Raw genomic sequence first — 19,411 nt, 5'->3', positions numbered from 1 at the left:
GAGACACACAGACATCCGTCAACCATCGGATAGACTGCGTCTACTAAACGCCGGGGCCGACCGGCAGACGACCAAGGAGCGATCAGTGACACCTCCATCGCAGCGGGCAGCACGGGCCCGCGACGACGCGCCGGACGAGAGACCCACCGGGCCCCCGCTGTCGGAGTCCGCCGTCTCCGAGGTCGTCTCCGGCATCGGCCCGCGGCTGCGTGCTCTGCGCGCTCGGCTCGGGCTGTCACTCCAGCAGCTGGCCGAGCGCTCCGACGTGTCGCCGGCCGCGATTCACAAGGTGGAGCAGGGCACGATGGTCCCGACCATCACCACGCTGCTCAAGCTGGCGGCGGCCTTCCAGGTGCCGGTCGCGCACTTCATCGACGAGACCGACGCTCCGGCCACGCCGGTGACCTTCACCCCCAAGGACCAGCGGCGGATCCACACGTCACACGATGGAGCTGTGGTGCTCGGATCGATCTCCGCCGACTCAGGGCCCTTCGACCTGACGGCGAGTGTCGTCGAGATCGCCGCGGGCGCACAGTCGGCCGATGACGAACGGCGCTCAGCCGGCGAGACCTTGGTGCATGTCCAGTCGGGATCGCTGGAGCTGACGGTGGGTGCTCAGACCTACCGTCTCAGCGCGGGCGATTCGCTGCACTTCCGCTCCGAGGAGAGCCACTCCTGGCGCAACCCCTCCGGCCGCGCCACCAAGGCGGTCTGGGTGTCGCTCCCCGAACGCCGGAACTGATCACCGCACCAGAGCGGAGCGGGGTGTGCCCAGGTCGGTCACGGGGCGCCTGACGTTGGTGCGCAGCGTCACCATCTCGACCAGGTCGAGCAGCCGGTTGGCGTAACCCCACTCGTTGTCGTACCAGCCGAACACGCGGACGGCGTCGCCGTGCGACTCGATGTCCTGCAGAGACACGACGCAGGACCTCGGGTCGCCGATCACGTCGCTGGAGACCATCGGCATGTCACTCACGCCCACGATGCCGGACCAGCGCTCGGACAGCGCGGCCTGGATGAACGCGTCGCGCACCTGTTCTGTGCTCGCCCGGCCGCGGAGCATGCCCACGACGTTGCTGAGCGAGCCGTCGGGCACCGGGACCCGCACGGCGACGCTGTGCACGCGGTCCTTCAGATGCGGCAGTACACGCGCGAGCGCGGTGTCGGCACCTGTTCCGGTCGGGATGATGTTCTGACCCGCGGCACGGGATCGGCGCAGGTCGTGGTGCGGCAGGTCGAGCAGTTGCTGGTCGTTCGTGTACGCGTGCACGGTGTCGACCCAGCCACCCTCGACCCCGAACGCTTCGTCGAGGATCGCGAGGATCGGTGCGACACAGTTCGTCGTACAGGATGCGTTCGAGATGATCCGGTCCGAGTCCGGGTCGAGACTCGCCTCGTTGACGCCGAGGCAGATCGTCGCCTCCGCCGAGTCGGTCGGGGTGGAGATGACCACTCGCTTCGCGCCGGCCCGCAGATGCCCTCCGGCGCGGTCCCTGCTGGTGAAATGACCGCTGCACTCGGCGACCACGTCGACCCCGAGCGCCGACCACGGCAGGTTCCCCGGGTGGTTCGCCCGCAGCACCCGGATCCTCCGGTCGCCGACCATCAGCTCGTCGTCGGTCGCCACCACCGGTACGCCGAGCCGGCCGTGCACCGTGTCGTGCTGGAGCAGGTAGGCCAGCGTCGAGGCGGGGGTCAGGTCGTGGACGGCGACGACGTCGACGAACGAGTCGCGGGCGATGATGGAGCGCAGCAGCGCACGGCCGATCCGGCCGAGGCCGTTGATCGCGATCCGGGGTGCATCGGTCATCGGGATTCCTCTCGGGGTCTCACACCGAAACCAGCACGGGCACGGCTCTGGCGCCGGCCGTGGAGCGCGCTGGTGGCACCAGGGAGGCAAGTGCCACCAGCGCGTCGAACACGCGGTCACCGTCGGTCCACGCGTGCGCCTCGGCGAAGTCGATCCATTCGCTCGGGGGGATCACCGGCTCGAACTCGCCGTACTCGATCTCACCCCAGGTGGCGGCCATCTCGATGAGCTCCACCAAGGAGGTCATCGGCTGTGCCTCCAGGGACATCAGGCGCCGATGGTGCGCCGGTGCACTCTGCTCGAAGCGGCATCCGCAGCAGTCAGGTCCAGCGATGTACGTGTCCATGAACGGATGCTGCCCCCTGCTGTTGCACAGGTGTTGCACGGCGTTGCAACGGGCCTACGACGGGCTCAGTCGTTCCGTCCGGCGGCCACCTGTTCCGCCTCGGCGAGCAGCCGGGCCTCCGCGGCGGCGTACTTCTCGAGCGCGTGATTCGCCCGGTAGCCGAGGTCCACGGCCTTGGCCAGGTACTCCTCGGTCATCGACTCGACGGCCTCCGGCGCGGCGCCGCCGAGGGCGCTGCGGGTCGCGACGATCGCCCGCGGATCGAGGACCGTCCTGATCTCCTCGGGATCGAGATCCAGGGTGCGCCCGACGACCGATGTCGCCGCGCGATCGAGGTCGTCGGAGCTGATGTCGACACCCCGGACCCCGCGCCGGCTGGCCTCGCGCACCACCTCGCCCACGACCAGGTACGCCGCCCGGTAGTCCAGGCCGCATCGAAGCATGACGAACTCGGCCAGATCCGTGGCCTGGGTGTACCCCTCCTCCAGCCGCTGCCACATCCGGTCCTCGTTGACGCTGAGCGTGTCCACCACGCCTTCCATCAGCGCGGTGATCCGGGTTGCGAACTCGACCGCCTTGGGGATCTCGCCGTACGCGAAGATCAGGTTGTCGCTGCGGGCCGACGGGCTCTTCACGACCGCCAGGAACCCGGTCAGCCGCCCGATCAGTACGCCGCCACCACCGCGAACGATCGACAACGCGTACGGGTTGCGCTTCTGCGGCATCAGCACCGAGGCACGGGTGTACGGGCCGGCCAGGTCGACGTAGTCGAACTCCTGACTGGACCAGATCTCGAGGTCCTCGGCGAGCTTGGACTGGTTGGACAGCAGGCTGACGCTGGTGGTCAGCAGATCGACGAAGGTGTCGGTCTGCCACATCGCGTCGCGGGTGTGGGTGATGACGTCGTCGAACCCGAGCAGGTCCGCGATCACCCGCCGGTCGTCCAGCAACCGGCTGCCGTTGACACACCCCGCGCCGCCGGGACTGGTGTTGACCTGGGCCAGGGCGTCCATCAACCGATCGCAGTCCCGGATCGCCGGCGGCACGAACCCGAGCAGGTAGTGGCCGAACGTCGAGGGCTGCGCCTGCTGGAGGTACGTCTGGTCCGGCATGTACACCTCGCGATAGCGGGCCGCCGTACGGCACGAGGTGGCGGCGAACTCGGAGGCGGCGACCGCGAGCCGGGCGGTCAGTCCGCGCAGCAGGATCCGCAGTGCGACCCGGGCCGCCTCGCGCCGGGGCCGGCCGGCGTGCAACCAGCCGGCGTCGTCGCCGATCGTGGCGACGAAGTGGCGCTCGCGCGAGTTGTACGGTTCGCCGTACGCCGCGTCGTACGGGAAGTCCTCGGGCTTGGTGCGATGCGTGTCCAGCAGTACGCCGAGCAGCGCCGCGGCTGCCCGTTCCGGGATGATGTGCCGGTGGCGGAGGTCGAGTACGTGGGCGATGTCGGCCATGTTCAGACCGTGGTGCAGCAGCGGTGCGTCCGCGATCTCCCAGGCGAACCCCGCGTCGATGAGTTGCTGCGCGGGGCGGTCCTTGGAGGGCCCTTCGACCCGTCGGCCCGAGTTCACCGCTGTCATGACGTTGCCTCCTCGCCGACGGCCGTGGGGGTGGCTGCCGGGGTGGTGAGTTCGTCGGCGGCGGCGAGTGCCCCACCGGTGCTCCAGTACAGGACGGGTCCTGCCAGCTCGCTGCGGTGACTGCTCAGCCACCACAGCGCTTTCGCGTTGTAGACCGGGTCAGCGACGAAACCGCTGTGCTGCAACAAGGCGCCGGCCAATTCGTCAGCCTCGGGCCATCCGCCGCCGTACCCGGGGCCGCGTCCGTCGACCACTCGCCAGCGGGGCAGCGGGCCGGTAGCGCCGATCAGCCGGGCGCACTCCTCCGCGCGGGTCGAAACCTGCGCCTCGATCTCCGCGACGGGCCGCGAGACCGAGACACCTACGATCTCGATGCCAGTGGTTGACGCGAGGCCGGCGAGCAGTCCGGCGATGCTGCCGCCGGAGCCGACCGGGATCACGACGCTCGCGGCGCCGATCCGTCGTTCGGCCAACTGCGAGACCAACTCCGCGGCCGCGACGGCGAAGCCACACGCGCCTACCGGTGTCGCTCCCCCGCGAGGTACGACGTACGGCCGTCGACCCTGTGCCCGTAGCCGTCCGGCCAGCGCGCCCGCGTACTCGTCCATGCTGCTGCGATCGGCGGAGCCGGTGAACTCCACGGTCGCGCCTGCCCGTCTCGACAAGGCCAGCGCGGCTGCACCATCGCGCGGGTTGCCGTAGCAGACCTGCACGACCGCGATACCTTGTCCGGCGGCAGCAACGGCCAGGAGAGCGGCGAAGTTCGAAGGGGGACCGCCCGCGACCACGATGGTGTCGGCCCGCAGCGACACAGCGTCCCCGAGGACGTACTCGAGGGTGCGCACCTTGTTGCCGCCCCAGGCGAACCCGGTCAGGTCGTCCCGCTTGACGAGTACGTCGCGCAGTCCCGGCGTACCCGCGAGATCCGCGACGTGCTGCAGCGGAGTGGGGAAGGTCCCGAGCGGCACGCGGGGAAGGTCGCTCAGCGCCACGATGCACTCTCCCCGGCCCGACGACGGGTGGCGCGGGCCACCACCTCGTCGGTCATGGCAGCAGCTGCGCCTGTGTCGAACCGGTCGAGTTCGGCCAGCTCGGCGGGCTCGATCTGCCCGTCGAGCACTGCCGTCAGAGAACGGCCGGAGCCGATCGCGGCGCGGTAGGCGTCCTGCAGCGTGGCCTGGGCCCGGTGCTTGCCCAGCCGCGCCGACATCACGCTCAGCAGCCGCTCCGAGGACGCCGTGCCGGTCGCCTCCAGGTTCGCGAGCATCCGTGCCGGGTCGACCTCGAGCCCGCCTACCAGGGACCGCGTCATACCGGACGCGGCGAGAGCGTAGTGGCTGAGCTCCGGCAGCACGACCCACTCGGTCTTCCACGAGCGGCCGTCTCGCTCGTGCTCGCCGATCAACGTCTCGGCGAGCACACCCGCCGAGGATCGAACCAGCCGGGCGAGGGTGACGATCTGCTCGGACACCTCGGGATTGCGCTTGTGTGGCATCGAGATACTGCCCACCGTGGTCGACGGCGTCGGCTCGCGTACCTCGGCCAGTTCGGCGCGGGCGAGCATGTAGACCTCGCTGGCGATCCGCGCCATCGCGCCGACCGCAACGGCCATCACCTGAGCGAACTCCGCGAGCCGATCGCGAGTGGTCAACCAGGAGATGGCCGGCTCGGCCAGCCCGAGTCGATCGCAGTACGCCGCCCGCAGCGGCAACGCCTGTGCACCGAAGAACCCGAGCACGCCGACCGCTCCACCCAGCTCGGCCACCAGCCAGCGGTCGCGACCCTGGCGAAGACGTTCCAGACTGCGCCCGATCTCGTCGGCCCACGTCGCGGCCTTGAACCCGAAGGTGATCGGAGCCCCCGGCTGACCGTGGGTGCGGCCCAGCATCGGCGTCTCGCGGTACCGCTCGGCAAGGGCCAGCAGCTCGGCCTCGATCGCCCAGAGGTCCCGCCAGGCCAGCCCGCCGACCTCGGCGATCTCCAGCACCTGTGCGGTGTCCGAGATGTCCTGGACGGTGGTGCCGTAGTACACGTGCTCGGCCGCGTCGGCGGGCAGCATCCGCTGCAGCACCTGGATCAGACCGAGCGTCGAGTGCGAAGTCGTCCGGGTGCCTTCCGCAACGGCTTCCAGATCCAGCTCGGCACCACGGAGCCCCGCGATGGCAGCCGCCGACGAGGCCGGGATGATGCCGACGTCCGCCTGGGCCTCGGCCAGCGCGATGATCACGTCGAGCCACCGGGCAACCCGGGCGGATTCGGCGAAGATCCCGCGGCTCTCCGCCGTACTCCACTGATGCCCGAAGACCGCGGAATCGATCAGATGTGCGTCCATGCGACCCCCGACCGATCCACGATCGTCTCCAGCGCCGCGCGAACCTCGGCCAGCGAGGCACCCCAGGGCACGACTGTTCCGGTCGGCTCGCTCTCGATGCCCTCCTGGAGCAGGCAGCAGCGGGTGAGCGTCCGCCGGCCGTCCGCCGTCAGCCACTGGCGCGGACAGATGTCGACGCGTTCAGGCGTGCTGCCGTAGAACCACTGGTGGATCTGATTGGAGCGTTCACACCCGAGCAGCGTCCAGTCGCGCTCCGGCGGTCGCTCGTCCAGGAACGACACCGTGCTGCCCGGGAAGTCCATCCCCGAACCACGACACGGGATCAGCACATCGCGCGGAGGTACGTGGTACGCCTCGGCGAGAAGGTGTCGGCTGTCGACCAGCTCCGGTACGACGACGATCGGCGGGAGATCCTCGGCCGTCGCGAGCACCCGGCGTACCTGGTCGAGCAACTTGGCCGGGCCGGGCGGAACGACGTCGACGAGCCTGATCCGGATCGGCGCCGGGTTCAGGATGAAGCTCACGTGGGAGTAGGACCCCTCGACCACGACACACCGGACGCCGGGAAAGGCCTCCGCGGCGGCAGCCAGCTGTGACGGCACGGCGGTGTCGACGGTCTCGTCGACCACCACGGCACAGTCGTCGGGGCCGGCCAGCACCCGGGCCGCGACGGTCAGCGTGAACAGGTCCGCGGACGGCTTGCGGTCCACCTCGACCAGCGCCACGCGACCTTCGTGCCGGGCCACGATGAACCGGGTCCGGAAGTACACCTCGCGATCGGTGAAGTGATCGGCCAGCCAGACGGGGTCGAGGGTCGGGACGGCCGCGACGGCGACCTGGCGGTAGCGCGACGGGATGACGTTCGGTGCGCCGGGATCCGTCGGCTGGATCAGGACCGGTTCCTCAGTGCGCACGAGCCGAGCTCTCCAGCGTCGCGCCGAGCCCGATCGTGTCGGAGCGGAGTCCGCGGCGCAACGTCTCCAGGCCCATCACGTCGTCCACCGCGATGTTGCCGAGGTTGACCTCCGGGCCGAGCCGCCGGATCAGGTGCGCCTGCTGCGCTCGCTGCGGCGCTTCGTAGATGATCAGTTCGGCCGCGGCGGACGAGGCGAGCTCGTCGAGCAGGTCCTCGCGGAGGTAGCCGCCCGCGTCGTACAGACCCACGGTGCCGCTCTCGCGACCCTCGGCCACCAGCCAGCCGGCGCCCGCCTCCAGATCCGTCTCGAGTTCGGTGGTCCATTCGGCCGCGGACACTGCGTCACCGGGGTTCTTGCTGCCGACCTCGGCGAAGACCTCGAACCCGAGCGACCGGGCCTGCCGGATGATCCGGTGCTTCTCGGCCAGCAGCATGTCCGTGCTCCCCCGGGACACCTCGACGCACTCGAAACCCGCCCAGGTCGCGAACTCGAAGAACTCGTCCACCCGGCCCTGCAGCCAGGCGATCTCGAGCAGCGTGCCGCCGGTGCAGGGCTTGACCTGGTGGTCGCGCAGCGCTCGGACCTTCTCGGCCAGCGCGGGCTCGATGTACGCCGTACCCCAGCCGAGCTTCCAGACGTCGATCCAGCCGGAGTACGCCTTGAGTACGGACTCCACGCGGTCCAGGGAATACCCTTTGTCCAGGACATGGGTCAGCCCGGCCGACCGGGGCTTGGCGGGCCGCTCCGGCAGCGTCAGGAAGCTCGGACCAGCTCCAGCCATTGCGCCTGCCTCTCCAGCCGACTCGCCCGGGAGGACCACCCACCCTCCACTATCAGTGATGTATTTATACCATAGGAGATGGTCAGCGAAACTGGGGAGAGAGGAGCGTCATCCTGATGCCGAGCCATGCGGCGCCCTCGACCGTCTACGTGCTCGGGGCCTTGGCGGTCACCGACGCGGACGGTCGTCAGCTCGGCCCGATCCCGGCCGGCCGGGCCGGGATCCTGCTGCGCAGGCTGGTCGCCGCCAGTGGCGCGCTCGTGGACATCGACGCTCTGGTGGACGCCCTCTGGGACGAGGACGCTCCGCACAGTGCCGACCGCGTGATCGCCTCGCTGGTGAGCAGGGTGCGCCGGGCGGTCGGATCCGACGTCATCACCGGCTCCTCGTCCACCGGCTACCGCTTCAACTGCGGACGCGCGTGGACCAGTGACCTCGCGCTCCTGGAGGAGCTGACCAAGTCGGCTCAGGCCCGCGCGGCCCTGAGCCCGGCCGTGACGGTCACCGCGGCGCGCCGCGCTTTCGGCCTGCTCACTCGTGGTCATCCGGAGCTGCCTCCCGCTGTCGCCCAACGGACCTGGGCCGAGGACCAGCAGCGCCACGTCGACGCGCTGGCCCGCCGCTTGAACCGGGCCAGCTGGGACGCCCAGGCCCGGCTCGGGATGTGGAGCGAGATCGCGAACCAGGCCGAGTCGGTCCTGTCCCGCTTCCGCCACGACGAGCAGGCCGGCCGCGCGCTGATGAACGCGCAATGGCACCTCGGCGACCGGGCGTCGGCGTTGCAGACGTACGACGAACTCCGGCTCGAGCTGCGCCGGGAGCTCGAGGTGGAGCCGAGCCCGGAGACCGACGCGTTGTTCAGTGCCATCGTCAGCGGGGCCGACCCCGGACCCATCCTGACGCCTCGCCCAGCGTCCGTGGCCGGCAGCACCACCCTGATCGGCAGACAGGACGAGTACGCCGCCATGGTCGACCGCTGGCATGTCGCGGCCGCCGGACAGGCCGGGTCGATCGTCGTCACCGGCAGCCCTGGTTCGGGATGCTCCTCGCTCGCGCAGGAACTGGCCGACTACGCCGAGCGCGGCGGCGCGCGGGCGATCAGAGTCGACTGCTTCGAGGGTGAGCGATCCTCACCGCTCCAACCGCTGCTCACCGTGCTCAGCCGGATCCTTCTCTCCACCGCTCCCGACGCCCTGCCGGCCATGCTCGGTTCCTGGACGGACACCGCGGTGGAGCTGGTGCCGGATCTGCGTGACGTCGTGGGCGTCACGGAGTACCGGCGTGCGAGTCCGGAGATCGAGCATCGGCGGATCCTCAACACGCTGCGCCATGTGCTTGCGACCGCCGCGGAGGACCGGCCGCTCCTGCTGTACTTCGACGACCTGCACCTCGCCGGAACGGCCACGGTGGAAGCACTTCAGTGGCTTCTGCACACGATCGACGACGTACCACTCCTCGTGGTGGCGACCGTTCCGTCCGACCGCCTCGACCCGGAGCTGCGCGCACTGGCGGGCAACGGCGTACTGGTCGAGCTCGGGCCGCTCGACGAGTCGGACGTGGCGCTGCTGGCACAACAGGCTGGAAGTGCCACCGAGGCGGCCTTCGTCTGGGAGCTGACGCAGGGCCACCCGATGTTCGTGGTCGAGGTCCTCGCCGCTCTCACCCGCGGCGAGAACAAGGCGGAGATCCCTGGCACGCTGCGCTCGATGGTTCTGGACCGGGTACGGCGCAGCGGCAGCGACGTCGAGGAACTGCTCCAGTCCGCATCGGTGATCGGGACCGCGTTCGACGTCGACACCCTCGAGCAGCTCGTCGGCCGCCCGGCGGTCAACCTGATGCCCACATTGCAGAAGGCGATGGCGGCCGGACTGCTTGCCTCTCGCAACGAGTTGTTCGTGTCGTCACCGCCGATCCTGGGCCAGGCGCTGTACGACAATCTCCCGGGACCGGTCCGGGTCCTGCGGCACCGCCAACTGGCGGAGATCTTCTCGGCGCGACCGGAGCTGCGGGCACATCACCAGCAACGGGCCGGACTGACCGAGGCCGCGGCGAGGTCGTGGTACGAAGCGGCCACACTGGCCCGCCGTTCCTTTGCGAACGCCGATGCCGTACGCCTGTTCACGAACGCCCTCGACACCGCCCGCCAGGCAGACGACCAAGAGCTCGAAGGGCTCGCGCTGATCGGACGCGGCGCGGCCGAGGAAGAGCTCGGAGCCTTCGACGCGGCGACGGACGACCACCAGGAGGCAGAGGCGCTGGCGGTCGCCCGAGGTGACCGCTCGCTCCGGGCCACCGCGGTCGAGCGACTCGGCTGGACGGCGTACTACCGACGCGACGTCGAGGAGGCGGTGGCACGCGCGGACGAAGCCTCCCGGATGCCCGGTGCCCGACCGAGCGCGTGGAACCTGCTCGGCCGGACCAAGCACTGGGCCGGCGACTTCGACGCTGCCCATCGCGCGTACGAGCGGGCCCTGAACGAGAACGGCGACGAGGACGTAGCGGTGAAGGCCTCGGTGTCGAGCTGTCTGGGCGCCCTGCTCGCCCACGCCGACCGGTACGGCGAGGCCATCGAGGTGCTCGACGACGCGGTCGCGGTGTCGAACAGCATCGGCGCGTTCCATCCGCTGCTGCGGGCACTGTTCTTCGCCGGCCTGGCCAGGGGCAACGCCGGCGACCTGTCCGGCGCCCTGACCGTCCTGCAGACGAAGGCACAGATCCTCGAGCGGTACGACGTCTCGTTCTACCGAGCGCGGACGAACACGACCTTGGCCTGGGTGTGGCGCGAACTGGGCGAACCGCTGCGGGCGCACGAGTTGTCGGAGCTGGCCCTGAGTCAGTCCCGTGAGGTGGAGGCGGGCAGCCTGCAGATCGAGCAGGAGCTGCATGCCCTGTGCTCACTGGCGGACAGCGAGCGTCTGGACGGCCAGGCCGGCCGCGCGGCCGAACGCCTGGAGACGGCCGGGCACCTGATCGAGCACTGGCTGCCGTTCCGGTGGCGAGCGGATCTGCGAGTCCGCGAGGTGGCCTGCCGGATGGGCCTCCAGGACCCAGAAGCGCTACTCGAGGCCGCGCGGGCGGCGAGTTCACTCAAGTACCAGGCCCTGGCGTTCCACCTGCTCGGACGCGGCGAGGAGGCCGCCGCTGTCGCCCGGCAGACCGGTTCACTCCTGCTCCTCGGTGAGGTCGGGGCTCCCGACGAGGCGCGTACGGCGCTGCGTCGCCTGGAGGCAACGCTCCCCCGCCAGCTCAGGTCGTGCTTTGCGCAGGCGGGGCGGCTGCCGCGCGCCAACTCCTGACGGTGCCGGCCGCGCCGGCGGCCAGTCCGATGCCCCAGAGCAGCGCTACTCCCGACGATCCGCCGATCGCCGACACCGTCGCGACCGCCTGGACGAACGCCGGTTGATCGTGCGCTGCCGCGTGCGCCATCAGATCGTGCACTGGCGCCAGGCTCTGCCCCCGTGCCGCCCAATCGAGGAACGATCGGCTGAGGTTCGTCGTCGCCGCGGCCCGCGCAACCTCGGACAGACTCTGCGGATCGTCGCCTCGCCAGGCGTGAACCAGCAGGATGCCTGCGAGGACGTCGTCGCCGGTCGGTGTCAGGCCGCCGCCACGGCCTTCGAGCAGTTCCCTGGCCGCGGTCAGATCGTCGGTGGCCACGGCACGGCGTACAGAGTCCCAGCAGGAGTGGAGATCATCGGGCACAGCGAGCCGGCCGCGCATCGCGTTGAGCGCGGACGCCGCCAGCTGGAGATCCCGCGGGCCGGACATCCGTGGCCTGAAAACAGCAGCCCCGGCCAGGTCGATCTGCCACTCGGTGGAACGCAACCGCCCGCCGTCGCGCCAGACCGCGAGTCCTTCCGGCACCCGAGCGGGAGCCTCCTCGACGATCAGGTGAATCGGCCCGGGTGCGACGGCAGGTCCGGCCACGGCGTACATGCCACCGTGGACCTGCACGTAGCAACCGTGCCGGAAGGTGCCGACAACGGTCCCGTACGCGCCATCGGGATGGGCGGCAGCGACGCCCGCCCCGGCGACGATCGGCGCTAGGTGGCTTGTCACGCGTCAGGCGCGAGACGTCGGTCGAGATCGAGCAAGGCGTCGGTGAAGCACTCGATCGGAGCCCAGGCCACGCCCGCACCGACCTGTCCGGTCCCGGCGCTCACGTGGATGATGCCGGTGTTCACGGCCGGCGTGATGCCCAGCTCGACCACCTTGCGGACGTCCACACCGACCGGCGTACCGACGTTGTCGAGGATCGGCAGCCTGAACCGCGGGCTCTCCCCGGCGCAGATGCGCTGCATGCTCCGGGTGGCCGCGATCGCGTGGGACATCCGGCCGCCGAGGAAGCCGGCCACGGCAGGCGAGTTCGCCGCCGCCGGTCCGCCCAGTCCGACCAGCTCCAGCACCGCGCTGTCACCGATGTCCGGCGCACTCGTCTCCGGGCCGAAACCCGGGTAGTACAAGGCATCCTGGATCGGCGGAGAGGGCGCGAGGAACCAGTCGTCGCCACCACCGGCCAGGCGGACGCCGTACGTCGTCCCGTTGCGCGCCATCGTGGTCACGATGCTCGACTCGCGCACCTCGCCGGCCCATTCCACCAGCGACTTCGCCGCGGCCATGGCCACGTTGAGGAACATCAGGTGGTTGCCACTCAGGAAGGTCGCCACCTCGGCCGTCGCGGGGTGCGTACCGCGAACCAGGTAAGGCAGAAGGTCGCGCAGGAACAGGTTCGTCGTCGCCTGCACCCGCATGTGCACGTCGTCGCCCATCGGAACGCCTTGTGCGGCGAGCGCGAACGCATCCACCGGCCCGTGGTTCGACAGCGCTTCGGCCAGCACCGGTCCCACCTTGTCGCGGACAAAGCGGATCCGCTCGATGGCAGCGTCGCTGTCGACGCCGAACCACTGCACTGCCCCAGACCCCTGGTTGATGCTCGAGTACGCAGTCACGCCGCCGAGCTCGTTCTGCACGACGTACACCGGCGCGGACGGACCGATCGACGTCGCCATCGGTACGACGGTCCGGTGCTCGTTGGCCGGCGCCAGGCGGACCTCGCCCGACTCGACCAGCTGTCCTGCGGCCGCCACATCAGGAGCCCAGCCCTCCGCCACAACGGCAGCCCGCACCGAGCGCTGGAGTGGATCCGGCATGTCCTCCCACGCGATGGACGGGCCGCAGTGCAGGATGTCGCGCTCCCCCATGCCCTCGATCACGGCACCCGCGCGGTCGATGCCGACCAGCAGTGGCACACCCTCGTTGAGCCGGCGAAGTACCTCCGCGTTGGCCTGGTCGATCCGGGCCGCCTGCGGGCCGAGCAGCCGGGACAAAGCTGCCACGGTCCGCGCCTCACCGCCGCCCGGGATCCGCCAGTCCACGCCGATGACCGGCCGGCCCTGGTCGCGCAGCGCGCTCTCGAACAGGGGGAGCCCGATGTTGATCACATCAACGGCGGCCGGCAGCTCGACGACGGGAGTCTGACTCATCACGTGGCCTTTCCAGGGATGGCAGCCGGAGCGAATATCTCTCGACCGATATGGACGTTTATTATAGGATACGAACCATGACCGAGCCAACCCTCACCAGCACCCAGCCGGCCCTCGCAGTGGACGAGGTGGTGGCGGTCGTCCGTCAGCACGCGGGCGTGTCCGGGAAGGGCGCGATCGCCCAGGTGTCGGGCTTCGTCGACACGGGCGATCCACTCCACGGCCCCGGTGACGACGGTGCCGTGGTGAAGCTCGACGGAGCACGCGCCGTCGTCTGCGGCGAGGCGATCTCGCCACCCTTCGTGCGGGCCGACCCGTACGGTGCGGGTGTCGCCAGTGTGCTTGCCAATATCAACGATGTCGCCGCGATGGGCGGCGTTCCGAAGGCCATCGTGAACACGGTGATCGGCCGCGACGCCGAGGTCACCGAGGTGTTCCGCGGCATGTCCGACGCCGCGCGGATGTACGACGTACCGATCGTCGGAGGTCATCTGACGCGGGCCGAGACGGACACCTCGCTGTCGGCGTTCGCCCTCGGACAGGTGCGGTCACCGCTCTCGATGGCCCATGTACGACCGGGTCAGGCGGTCATGTTCGCGGCGTGCCTGAACGGCACGATGCGGCCGGACTTCCCGTTCTTCACCTCGATCGAGGAGCAGGCCGAGACCCTGGCCCGCGATGTCCGCCTGCTCGCCCAGGTGGCCGACGCCGGCCTGGCCGTCGCGGCGAAGGACGTATCGATGGCCGGCGCGCTCGGTTCGCTGGCCATGCTCCTGGAGTTCACCCGCCACGGCACCCACGTCGACCTCGACCGGATGCCGGTCCCGGCCGGCACCGACCCGTTGCGCTGGCTGATCGCCTTCCCGACGTACGCGTTCTGGCTGACCACCCCGACTGAGCGCGCAGCCGATTGTGCGGCGGTGTTCGAGGCCCACGACCTGGTGTGTGCGCAGGTGGGTGAGGTGACCGAGGCGAGTCTGCTGACGATCGGGTCCGGCGGCCGCACGGCGACCCTGATGGACCTGGCGACCGAGACGATCACCGGCCTGTGGGCCTAGCCGGCCCGCAGGTCCTGGACTTCGACGAGCGGCTCGAGTACGAGCTCGTCCGGCCGGCCTGGCCAGGTGGTGGCCGGCGCCTGCGTCAGGTCGAAGACCATCGGCTGATGAGGTAGCCCGCAGTACGGCGCTGTCGCCCCCGCACGTGTCCAGCCGAGACGCTCGAAGAAACGCACGTTGGGCAACTGAATCTGCGCGAGCATCTGCGCACCGCCCAGCCCGCCGGCCGTCGCGACCGCGAACCGAACGAGTTCGGCCCCGACCATCGACGACCGGTGCGAGGGAAGGACGGCCAGCCGGTCGCCCTGCCACAGCTCGCCGTCCAGCGGATACAGCCGCACAGTGCCTGCCGCACAGGACCCCTGGGCGGCGAGCACATGGATGGTGTGTGCGTCCCGGTCATGCGGATCGAGGTCGGTGAACTCCATGATCCGCTGCTCGAGCACGAAGACCCGTTGCCGGATCGCATAGTGCTTGGCCAGATCACGGTCGAGGGCCCGCCAGACACCGACGTCGGCCGACCGCGTGGTCATGACGCGCTTCGCACCGGCAGGCTGGGCATGCCCAGCTGAATGGTCCGTTCCAGCGAGCCCAGTGCCGAACACGCCTGACACCGCGCACAGCCGGCCGAGACCTTGTCCGCGGTCAGTCCTCGCTTGACCAGTTCGGGCGCCACCACGCGGGCGATGCTCTCGGTGTAGGCGCGGCTCGGCGGGACGGAGTCGGCCATCAGGCTCCCCGGCACCGGGCGCAGCGGCACGATGAACGGGTAGACCCCGATGTCGATCGCCCGCTTGCAGCCGGCCAGGGTGACCTCGGGATCCTCGCCCATGCCGAGGATGACGTACGTCGACACCTGGCCTTCGCCGAACCGCTCGACGGCGTACTCCCAGGTCTCGAAGTAGCGCTCGATCCCGGTACGGGCCTTCGGCGGAGCGACCCGGGCCAGCACCTGCGGATCGAACGACTCGACATGGATGCCGAGCGAGTCGATGCCCAGACTGTGCACCTTGTCGATGACGGCCAGATCGGTCGGCGGCTCGAACTGCACCTCCACCGGCAACCCGGAGGCCTCCTTCATCGCGTGGCCACACTTGCTGACGTAGTACGCGCCGCGGTCCTTGCCCCAGGTCGATCCGGTGGTGAGCGTGATGTCCACGGCACCGTCGAGGTCTCGGGCGGCGACCGCGACCTCGGCGAGCTGCTCGGGCCGTTTCACCTTCACCGTGTTACCCGACGCGAGCGAGACGCCGATGCCACAGAACTTGCACTGGTCGTCGTTGCCCCAGTACGCACAGGTCTGCAGAACGGTGCTCGCCAGCGAGTCCAGATGCATCAGCGCGAGCTTCCAGTACGGCGTCCCGTCCGCGGTCTCCAGGTCGTAGAAGCGCGGCCGCCCGGCCGGTGTCGCGGAAGCCAGCCGCACCCCGTCGCGGTAGATCCCGTGCCCGGAGTCCTCCGCCTCGAGCGAGTACGGCGTATCGGCGACGTACGCGGCGTCGACCGGGACCGTGACCGGCGTCCCCTCGACCCAGATCATGCCCGCGTCCGAGGGCCCGGCACCGCCCGGCCTGCGCTCCAGCGGGCCGCTGACCGTGAGCCCCTTCTCCTGGAGCTCGAGAATCAGGTCACTCAGCCGACTGCCGTCGTCGACGGTGGCGATGGGGGTGCGGGTCTGTGCCGTCTGGGTCACGGGAGGTCCTTCCGAGCGTGTCGACGTGGCCGAAGGTTCGCGGAGCTCAATTGACTTACCGTATCTCTTGACCGATACGTTCGTCTATCATCCGATACGTTCGGCCGCGGCCGTCTCCTCCACGACCTCACGCAGCGCGGCCTCTCCGCTGCGGAACGACGTACTGTCGGAGTACTGCAGGTCCGCGATGCCGGGATCGTCGTCGACGAGGTCGCCGGTGCGCGGGTCGAGCCGGACGACCGTCAGAGTGCGAACCGCCACCCCCGTGGTCAGATCCGGCTGCACCGCGGCGACGATCGCGAGACCGGACCCGAGATGCATCCGGGTGGAGCCGTAGGGATCCGCGAACCCGGCCAGCAGATCACCGCTCTCATGCAGGACGACCCAGTCGGCACCGTCGGACCTCGCCGCGGCGATCAGCTCGGTCCTGGCTCGCCTGGTCTCCTCGGCCTGCAGCGCGGCGTGACGCAGCGCGAAGGCCGCACCCGCGACCTGATCCAAGGGCAGTGCGCCGAGTGTGAGACCCGTGCCCTCCAGTGCGCCGGCCACGATCTCGCCGGCCTGCGGCCAGCGGTCGACCAGCTCATCGGTCGACCCGACGCCACCCAGTTCGTCGACGATCGCGCGGACCAGCCGGACCGCGAGCTGATAGCGCTCGACGTCGCCGCCGCCGATCGAGTACAGGCTCTGTTCCGAGGCTCGCCAGGAGGATCGGAGCGCACGGGCGGTCATCTCGTCAGTCATCGCAGTTCTCCCTGGTCGGTCGCCTCGACATCTACTATACGACACGTCCGTCTGCTATGTTGTGCCATCCGAACGAGGCGGACGCACAGCTGACGTGCACGACAGTGGGAGCCGGATCTATGAGCGACATCGCGGTCATCGCCCTCGGTGGCAACGCACTCACCCGCGAGGACCAGCGGGGCACCTTGGACGAGCAGTACTCGAACGCGCTGGCGATGGCCAAGTCGGTTCGCTCGCTGTTGCGCAAGGGCTGGCAGATCATCATCGTGCACGGGAACGGGCCGCAGGTCGGGAACCTGGCGATCCAGCACGAGGAAGGTGCCCGGCTGGTGCCGGCGCAGCCCTTGTTCTCCCTCGGCGCGATGACGCAGGGAGCACTGGGAAGCCTGATCTGCCTGGCCCTGCACGAGGTGTGCGGCCGGGAGATCTCCGGCGCGGTCTCCGTCGTCACGCACATCGTCGTCGACCGCGACGACCCCGCGTTCGCCGCCCCCAGCAAGCCGATCGGACCGTTCTTCGGGCAGGCCGAGGCAGAGCAGTTCGCCGCCTCGCGCGGCTGGACCATGGTCTCCGACGCGGGCCGCGGCTTCCGCCGGGTCGTTCCCTCCCCCACTCCGCAGGCGATCCTCGAGGCGAACGCCATCGCGGCGCTGACCCAGTCGGGTCACATCGTCGTCGCCGCGGGCGGCGGCGGCATCCCGGTGGTCGAGGAGAACGGCGCCTACCGCGGCGTCGACGCCGTCATCGACAAGGACTTCGCCGCCGAGCGGATCGCCGTCGCTGCGAACGCGAACGCCCTGGTCATGGTCACCGGTGTTCCGTCGGTGAAGCTCGACTTCGGTACGCCGCAGGAGCGGTCCGTCGAGCAACTGACCGTGACCGAGGCCCGCCGCCACCTGGCCGACGGGCAGTTCCCGCCCGGGAGCATGGGCCCGAAGATGAGCGCCGCGATCAAGTTCGTCGAAGGCTCGGCCTCGGTCGAGCGGCCGCGCTTCGCGGCCATCACCACCCCTGAACTCGTCTACGCGACCCTCGACGAACCGCACGGAATCGTCGAGGGCACCCGTGGCACTCGGATCCTGACCGAGGACGTCCCCACCCCTGCCACCACCAAGGAGCTGGTCGGATGAGCACCCGCGTCGCCGTACGCAAGAACTCCTACAAGGACAGCGTGCGCCTCCTCGAGGCCACCCGCGCGATCCTCGGATCGCCCGGAGTGTCCTGGGGCTGGGCTCTGATGGCCACGCCCGCGAACCTCGAGACCCTTGCGGAGCAAGGCATCGCCGGGGATGTGGAGGGCGCGGCGGCCAACGATCTCGTCCTGGCCGTCCGGGCCGAGGACGACGACTCGGCCGCGGCAGCGCTCGAGACCGCCACAGACACACTCTTCGCCGCCACCGCGCAGGAGGCGGACGGCGACGTACCGAACGCGACCGATCTCGGCGAGGCGCTGGCCGAGCGACCGGACGCCAACGTCGCGATCATCTCGGTGCCTGGCTCGTACGCCGCTTTGGAGACGCACAAGGCTTTGACGGCCGGCCTGAACGTCCTGCTCTTCAGCGACAACGTTCCGCTGCAGGACGAGATCGAACTCAAGGAACGGGCCCGCGACCTCGGCCGGCTGGTGATGGGCCCCGGTGCCGGTACGGCGATGATCGCCGGCGCCGGACTCGGGTTCGCGAACCGGGTCAGCGCCGGACCGGTCGGCATCGTTGCCGCCGCGGGGACCGGCGCGCAAGAGGTGATGAGCCTGCTGGACCGCTGGGGAATCGGCGTCTCGCACGTCATCGGCGTGGGCGGCCGCGACCTGTCCCCGGAGGTCGGTGGCCTGATGGCCGAGTCCGCGCTGCGCGCGCTCGACGCGGACGAGCGGACGCAGGCGATCCTGCTGGTGTCGAAGCCGCCGTCCCGTGAGGTCGCCGAGCGGCTCCTGAAGGTGCCGTCCAAGCCCACGGTCGCCGCGCTGATGGGTCTGCGGGACAGCCTCTCCACTCCCGACCACGTGACAGTGGTCAACACCCTCGAACGAGGCGCCGCCGAGACGATCGCCCTGGTCGGCGGATCGACTCCGGACCTGGTTCAGGGGTCGGCTGAGCAGGTGGCCAGTTTGATCACCGGGCTGGCTCCGACGCGACGCAAGGTCGTCGGTCTCTACAGCGGCGGAACGCTCTGCTACGAGGCCCTGACGATCGCCACCGATCACCTGGGGCCGATCCACTCGAACGTCCCACTGGACAAGTCGCTCACCGTCGACTCGGCGAAGCCCGACTCGCATCTGTTCCTCGACCTCGGCGAGGAGGAGTACACCGTCGGCAGGCCGCATCCGATGATCGACCCGCAGGCCAGGATCGAGTTCCTGGAGCGGCAGGTCGACGACGACAGTGTCGCCGCGGTCCTCCTCGACGTCGTGATCGGTGACGGCGCGCACAACGATCCGGCCGGCATGCTCGCGCCCGCGATCGAGAAGGTGACCGGCTCCGGCGCGATCGTCGTCGCCTATGTGCTCGGCACCGAACTCGACCCGCAGGGGTTCGCGTCCCAGCAGGAGACGCTGCGCCGAGCCGGATGCATCGTCACCGAGACGGCTGCCCGGGCGGCGCTCGCCGCGTCCGCGATCGCACTGCGCGACCCCGCTCTGGTTGCGGCGGAGCTGTAGGCGGTGGCTGC

17 protein-coding genes are annotated in these 19,411 nt (G+C 70.0%); 5 read left to right on the top strand and 12 right to left on the bottom strand.

Going from position 1 to position 19,411, the window contains the following annotated elements; translation table 11 throughout:
• Positions 1-85 precede the first annotated feature (85 nt).
• Positions 86-742 carry a helix-turn-helix domain-containing protein gene (locus ACGFH6_RS39600; RefSeq protein ID WP_393395255.1) on the top strand — a complete coding sequence of 219 codons (657 nt, stop codon included), beginning with the start codon at positions 86-88 and terminating at the stop codon, positions 740-742.
• Here the strand turns inward: ACGFH6_RS39600 and ACGFH6_RS39595 are convergent, their stop codons facing one another.
• The 7 genes from ACGFH6_RS39595 to ACGFH6_RS39565 form a co-directional block, all read right to left on the bottom strand.
• The gene (locus ACGFH6_RS39595; protein ID WP_393395252.1) at positions 743-1,810 is read right to left on the bottom strand and encodes a type I glyceraldehyde-3-phosphate dehydrogenase; all 1,068 of its coding nucleotides are present in this window, start codon (positions 1,808-1,810) and stop codon (positions 743-745) included.
• A 19-nt stretch (positions 1,811-1,829) separates the two neighbouring features.
• Positions 1,830-2,156 (bottom strand): hypothetical protein, encoded by a 327-nt coding sequence (locus ACGFH6_RS39590; RefSeq protein WP_131356373.1) that lies wholly within the window; start codon positions 2,154-2,156, stop codon positions 1,830-1,832.
• Positions 2,157-2,221: 65 nt separating this feature from the next.
• Positions 2,222-3,736 carry an argininosuccinate lyase gene (locus tag ACGFH6_RS39585; protein ID WP_393395248.1) on the bottom strand — a complete coding sequence of 505 codons (1,515 nt, stop codon included), beginning with the start codon at positions 3,734-3,736 and terminating at the stop codon, positions 2,222-2,224.
• Entirely contained in the window at positions 3,733-4,728 is a 996-nt protein-coding gene (locus ACGFH6_RS39580; protein ID WP_393395245.1) for a pyridoxal-phosphate dependent enzyme, read from the bottom strand. The genes ACGFH6_RS39585 and ACGFH6_RS39580 overlap by 4 nt, the downstream gene beginning before the upstream one ends.
• Entirely contained in the window at positions 4,719-6,068 is a 1,350-nt protein-coding gene (locus ACGFH6_RS39575; RefSeq protein ID WP_393395243.1) for an adenylosuccinate lyase family protein, read from the bottom strand. Before ACGFH6_RS39575 ends, ACGFH6_RS39580 begins: the two co-directional genes overlap by 10 nt.
• On the bottom strand, positions 6,053-6,982 hold the full coding sequence (locus ACGFH6_RS39570; protein WP_393395240.1) for a hypothetical protein: 930 nt from the start codon (positions 6,980-6,982) through the stop codon (positions 6,053-6,055). The genes ACGFH6_RS39575 and ACGFH6_RS39570 overlap by 16 nt, the downstream gene beginning before the upstream one ends.
• Positions 6,972-7,766: a phosphosulfolactate synthase gene (locus ACGFH6_RS39565; RefSeq protein WP_360446362.1), complete on the bottom strand. Its 795-nt coding sequence runs from the start codon at positions 7,764-7,766 to the stop codon at positions 6,972-6,974. Before ACGFH6_RS39565 ends, ACGFH6_RS39570 begins: the two co-directional genes overlap by 11 nt.
• A gap of 116 nt (positions 7,767-7,882) precedes the next feature.
• On the opposite strand from ACGFH6_RS39565, the gene ACGFH6_RS39560 reads away from it, so the two are divergent.
• Positions 7,883-11,062, top strand: a complete 3,180-nt coding sequence (locus tag ACGFH6_RS39560; RefSeq protein ID WP_393395236.1) for an ATP-binding protein — start codon at positions 7,883-7,885, stop codon at positions 11,060-11,062.
• Here the strand turns inward: ACGFH6_RS39560 and ACGFH6_RS39555 are convergent.
• Entirely contained in the window at positions 11,013-11,825 is an 813-nt protein-coding gene (locus ACGFH6_RS39555; protein WP_393395233.1) for a DUF2877 domain-containing protein, read from the bottom strand. The genes ACGFH6_RS39560 and ACGFH6_RS39555 overlap by 50 nt on opposite strands.
• Positions 11,822-13,249, bottom strand: a complete 1,428-nt coding sequence (locus tag ACGFH6_RS39550) for a DUF1116 domain-containing protein (protein WP_393395230.1) — start codon at positions 13,247-13,249, stop codon at positions 11,822-11,824. The genes ACGFH6_RS39555 and ACGFH6_RS39550 overlap by 4 nt, the downstream gene beginning before the upstream one ends.
• Before the next feature lie 77 nt (positions 13,250-13,326).
• On the opposite strand from ACGFH6_RS39550, the gene ACGFH6_RS39545 reads away from it, so the two are divergent.
• Positions 13,327-14,307: an AIR synthase related protein gene (locus tag ACGFH6_RS39545; RefSeq protein ID WP_393395227.1), complete on the top strand. Its 981-nt coding sequence runs from the start codon at positions 13,327-13,329 to the stop codon at positions 14,305-14,307.
• Here the strand turns inward: ACGFH6_RS39545 and ACGFH6_RS39540 are convergent.
• The 3 genes from ACGFH6_RS39540 to ACGFH6_RS39530 all read right to left on the bottom strand — a co-directional run bounded on the left by ACGFH6_RS39540 (position 14,304) and on the right by ACGFH6_RS39530 (position 16,744).
• Complete coding sequence (locus ACGFH6_RS39540) at positions 14,304-14,840, bottom strand: MSMEG_0567/Sll0786 family nitrogen starvation N-acetyltransferase (RefSeq protein WP_393395224.1); 537 nt, start codon at positions 14,838-14,840, stop codon at positions 14,304-14,306. The genes ACGFH6_RS39545 and ACGFH6_RS39540 overlap by 4 nt on opposite strands.
• The gene (locus ACGFH6_RS39535; RefSeq protein WP_393395221.1) at positions 14,837-16,000 is read right to left on the bottom strand and encodes an MSMEG_0568 family radical SAM protein; all 1,164 of its coding nucleotides are present in this window, start codon (positions 15,998-16,000) and stop codon (positions 14,837-14,839) included. The genes ACGFH6_RS39540 and ACGFH6_RS39535 overlap by 4 nt, the downstream gene beginning before the upstream one ends.
• An 87-nt stretch (positions 16,001-16,087) precedes the next feature.
• Positions 16,088-16,744 (bottom strand): hypothetical protein, encoded by a 657-nt coding sequence (locus ACGFH6_RS39530; protein ID WP_393395218.1) that lies wholly within the window; start codon positions 16,742-16,744, stop codon positions 16,088-16,090.
• A 119-nt stretch (positions 16,745-16,863) separates the two neighbouring features.
• Here ACGFH6_RS39530 and ACGFH6_RS39525 point away from each other — a divergent pair, with 119 nt between their 5' ends.
• The gene (locus tag ACGFH6_RS39525; protein WP_393395215.1) at positions 16,864-17,874 is read left to right on the top strand and encodes a carbamate kinase; all 1,011 of its coding nucleotides are present in this window, start codon (positions 16,864-16,866) and stop codon (positions 17,872-17,874) included.
• Positions 17,871-19,400, top strand: coding sequence for a hypothetical protein (locus ACGFH6_RS39520; RefSeq protein ID WP_393395212.1), 1,530 nt, complete (start codon positions 17,871-17,873; stop codon positions 19,398-19,400). The genes ACGFH6_RS39525 and ACGFH6_RS39520 overlap by 4 nt, the downstream gene beginning before the upstream one ends.
• Positions 19,401-19,411 lie beyond the last annotated feature (11 nt).

The sequence above is a fragment of the Kribbella sp. NPDC049227 genome (genome assembly GCF_043197265.1).
Taxonomy (GTDB): domain Bacteria; phylum Actinomycetota; class Actinomycetes; order Propionibacteriales; family Kribbellaceae; genus Kribbella.
Note: the sequence above shows the minus strand (reverse complement) of the source record. Positions and strands in the feature narration are given on the sequence as shown.

Bases quoted from the DNA above. Each gene is read 5' to 3' on its own strand.
- ACGFH6_RS39595 (WP_393395252.1), bottom strand. From the start codon at position 1,810: ATGACCGATGCACCCCGGATCGCGATCAACGGCCTCGGCCGGATCGGC.
- ACGFH6_RS39590 (WP_131356373.1), bottom strand. From the start codon at position 2,156: ATGGACACGTACATCGCTGGACCTGACTGCTGCGGATGCCGCTTCGAG.
- ACGFH6_RS39585 (WP_393395248.1), bottom strand. From the start codon at position 3,736: ATGACAGCGGTGAACTCGGGCCGACGGGTCGAAGGGCCCTCCAAGGAC.
- ACGFH6_RS39575 (WP_393395243.1), bottom strand. From the start codon at position 6,068: ATGGACGCACATCTGATCGATTCCGCGGTCTTCGGGCATCAGTGGAGT.
- ACGFH6_RS39565 (WP_360446362.1), bottom strand. From the start codon at position 7,766: ATGGCTGGAGCTGGTCCGAGCTTCCTGACGCTGCCGGAGCGGCCCGCC.
- ACGFH6_RS39560 (WP_393395236.1), top strand. From the start codon at position 7,883: ATGCCGAGCCATGCGGCGCCCTCGACCGTCTACGTGCTCGGGGCCTTG.
- ACGFH6_RS39550 (WP_393395230.1), bottom strand. From the start codon at position 13,249: ATGAGTCAGACTCCCGTCGTCGAGCTGCCGGCCGCCGTTGATGTGATC.
- ACGFH6_RS39545 (WP_393395227.1), top strand. From the start codon at position 13,327: ATGACCGAGCCAACCCTCACCAGCACCCAGCCGGCCCTCGCAGTGGAC.
- ACGFH6_RS39540 (WP_393395224.1), bottom strand. From the start codon at position 14,840: ATGACCACGCGGTCGGCCGACGTCGGTGTCTGGCGGGCCCTCGACCGT.
- ACGFH6_RS39530 (WP_393395218.1), bottom strand. From the start codon at position 16,744: ATGACTGACGAGATGACCGCCCGTGCGCTCCGATCCTCCTGGCGAGCC.
- ACGFH6_RS39525 (WP_393395215.1), top strand. From the start codon at position 16,864: ATGAGCGACATCGCGGTCATCGCCCTCGGTGGCAACGCACTCACCCGC.
- ACGFH6_RS39520 (WP_393395212.1), top strand. From the start codon at position 17,871: ATGAGCACCCGCGTCGCCGTACGCAAGAACTCCTACAAGGACAGCGTG.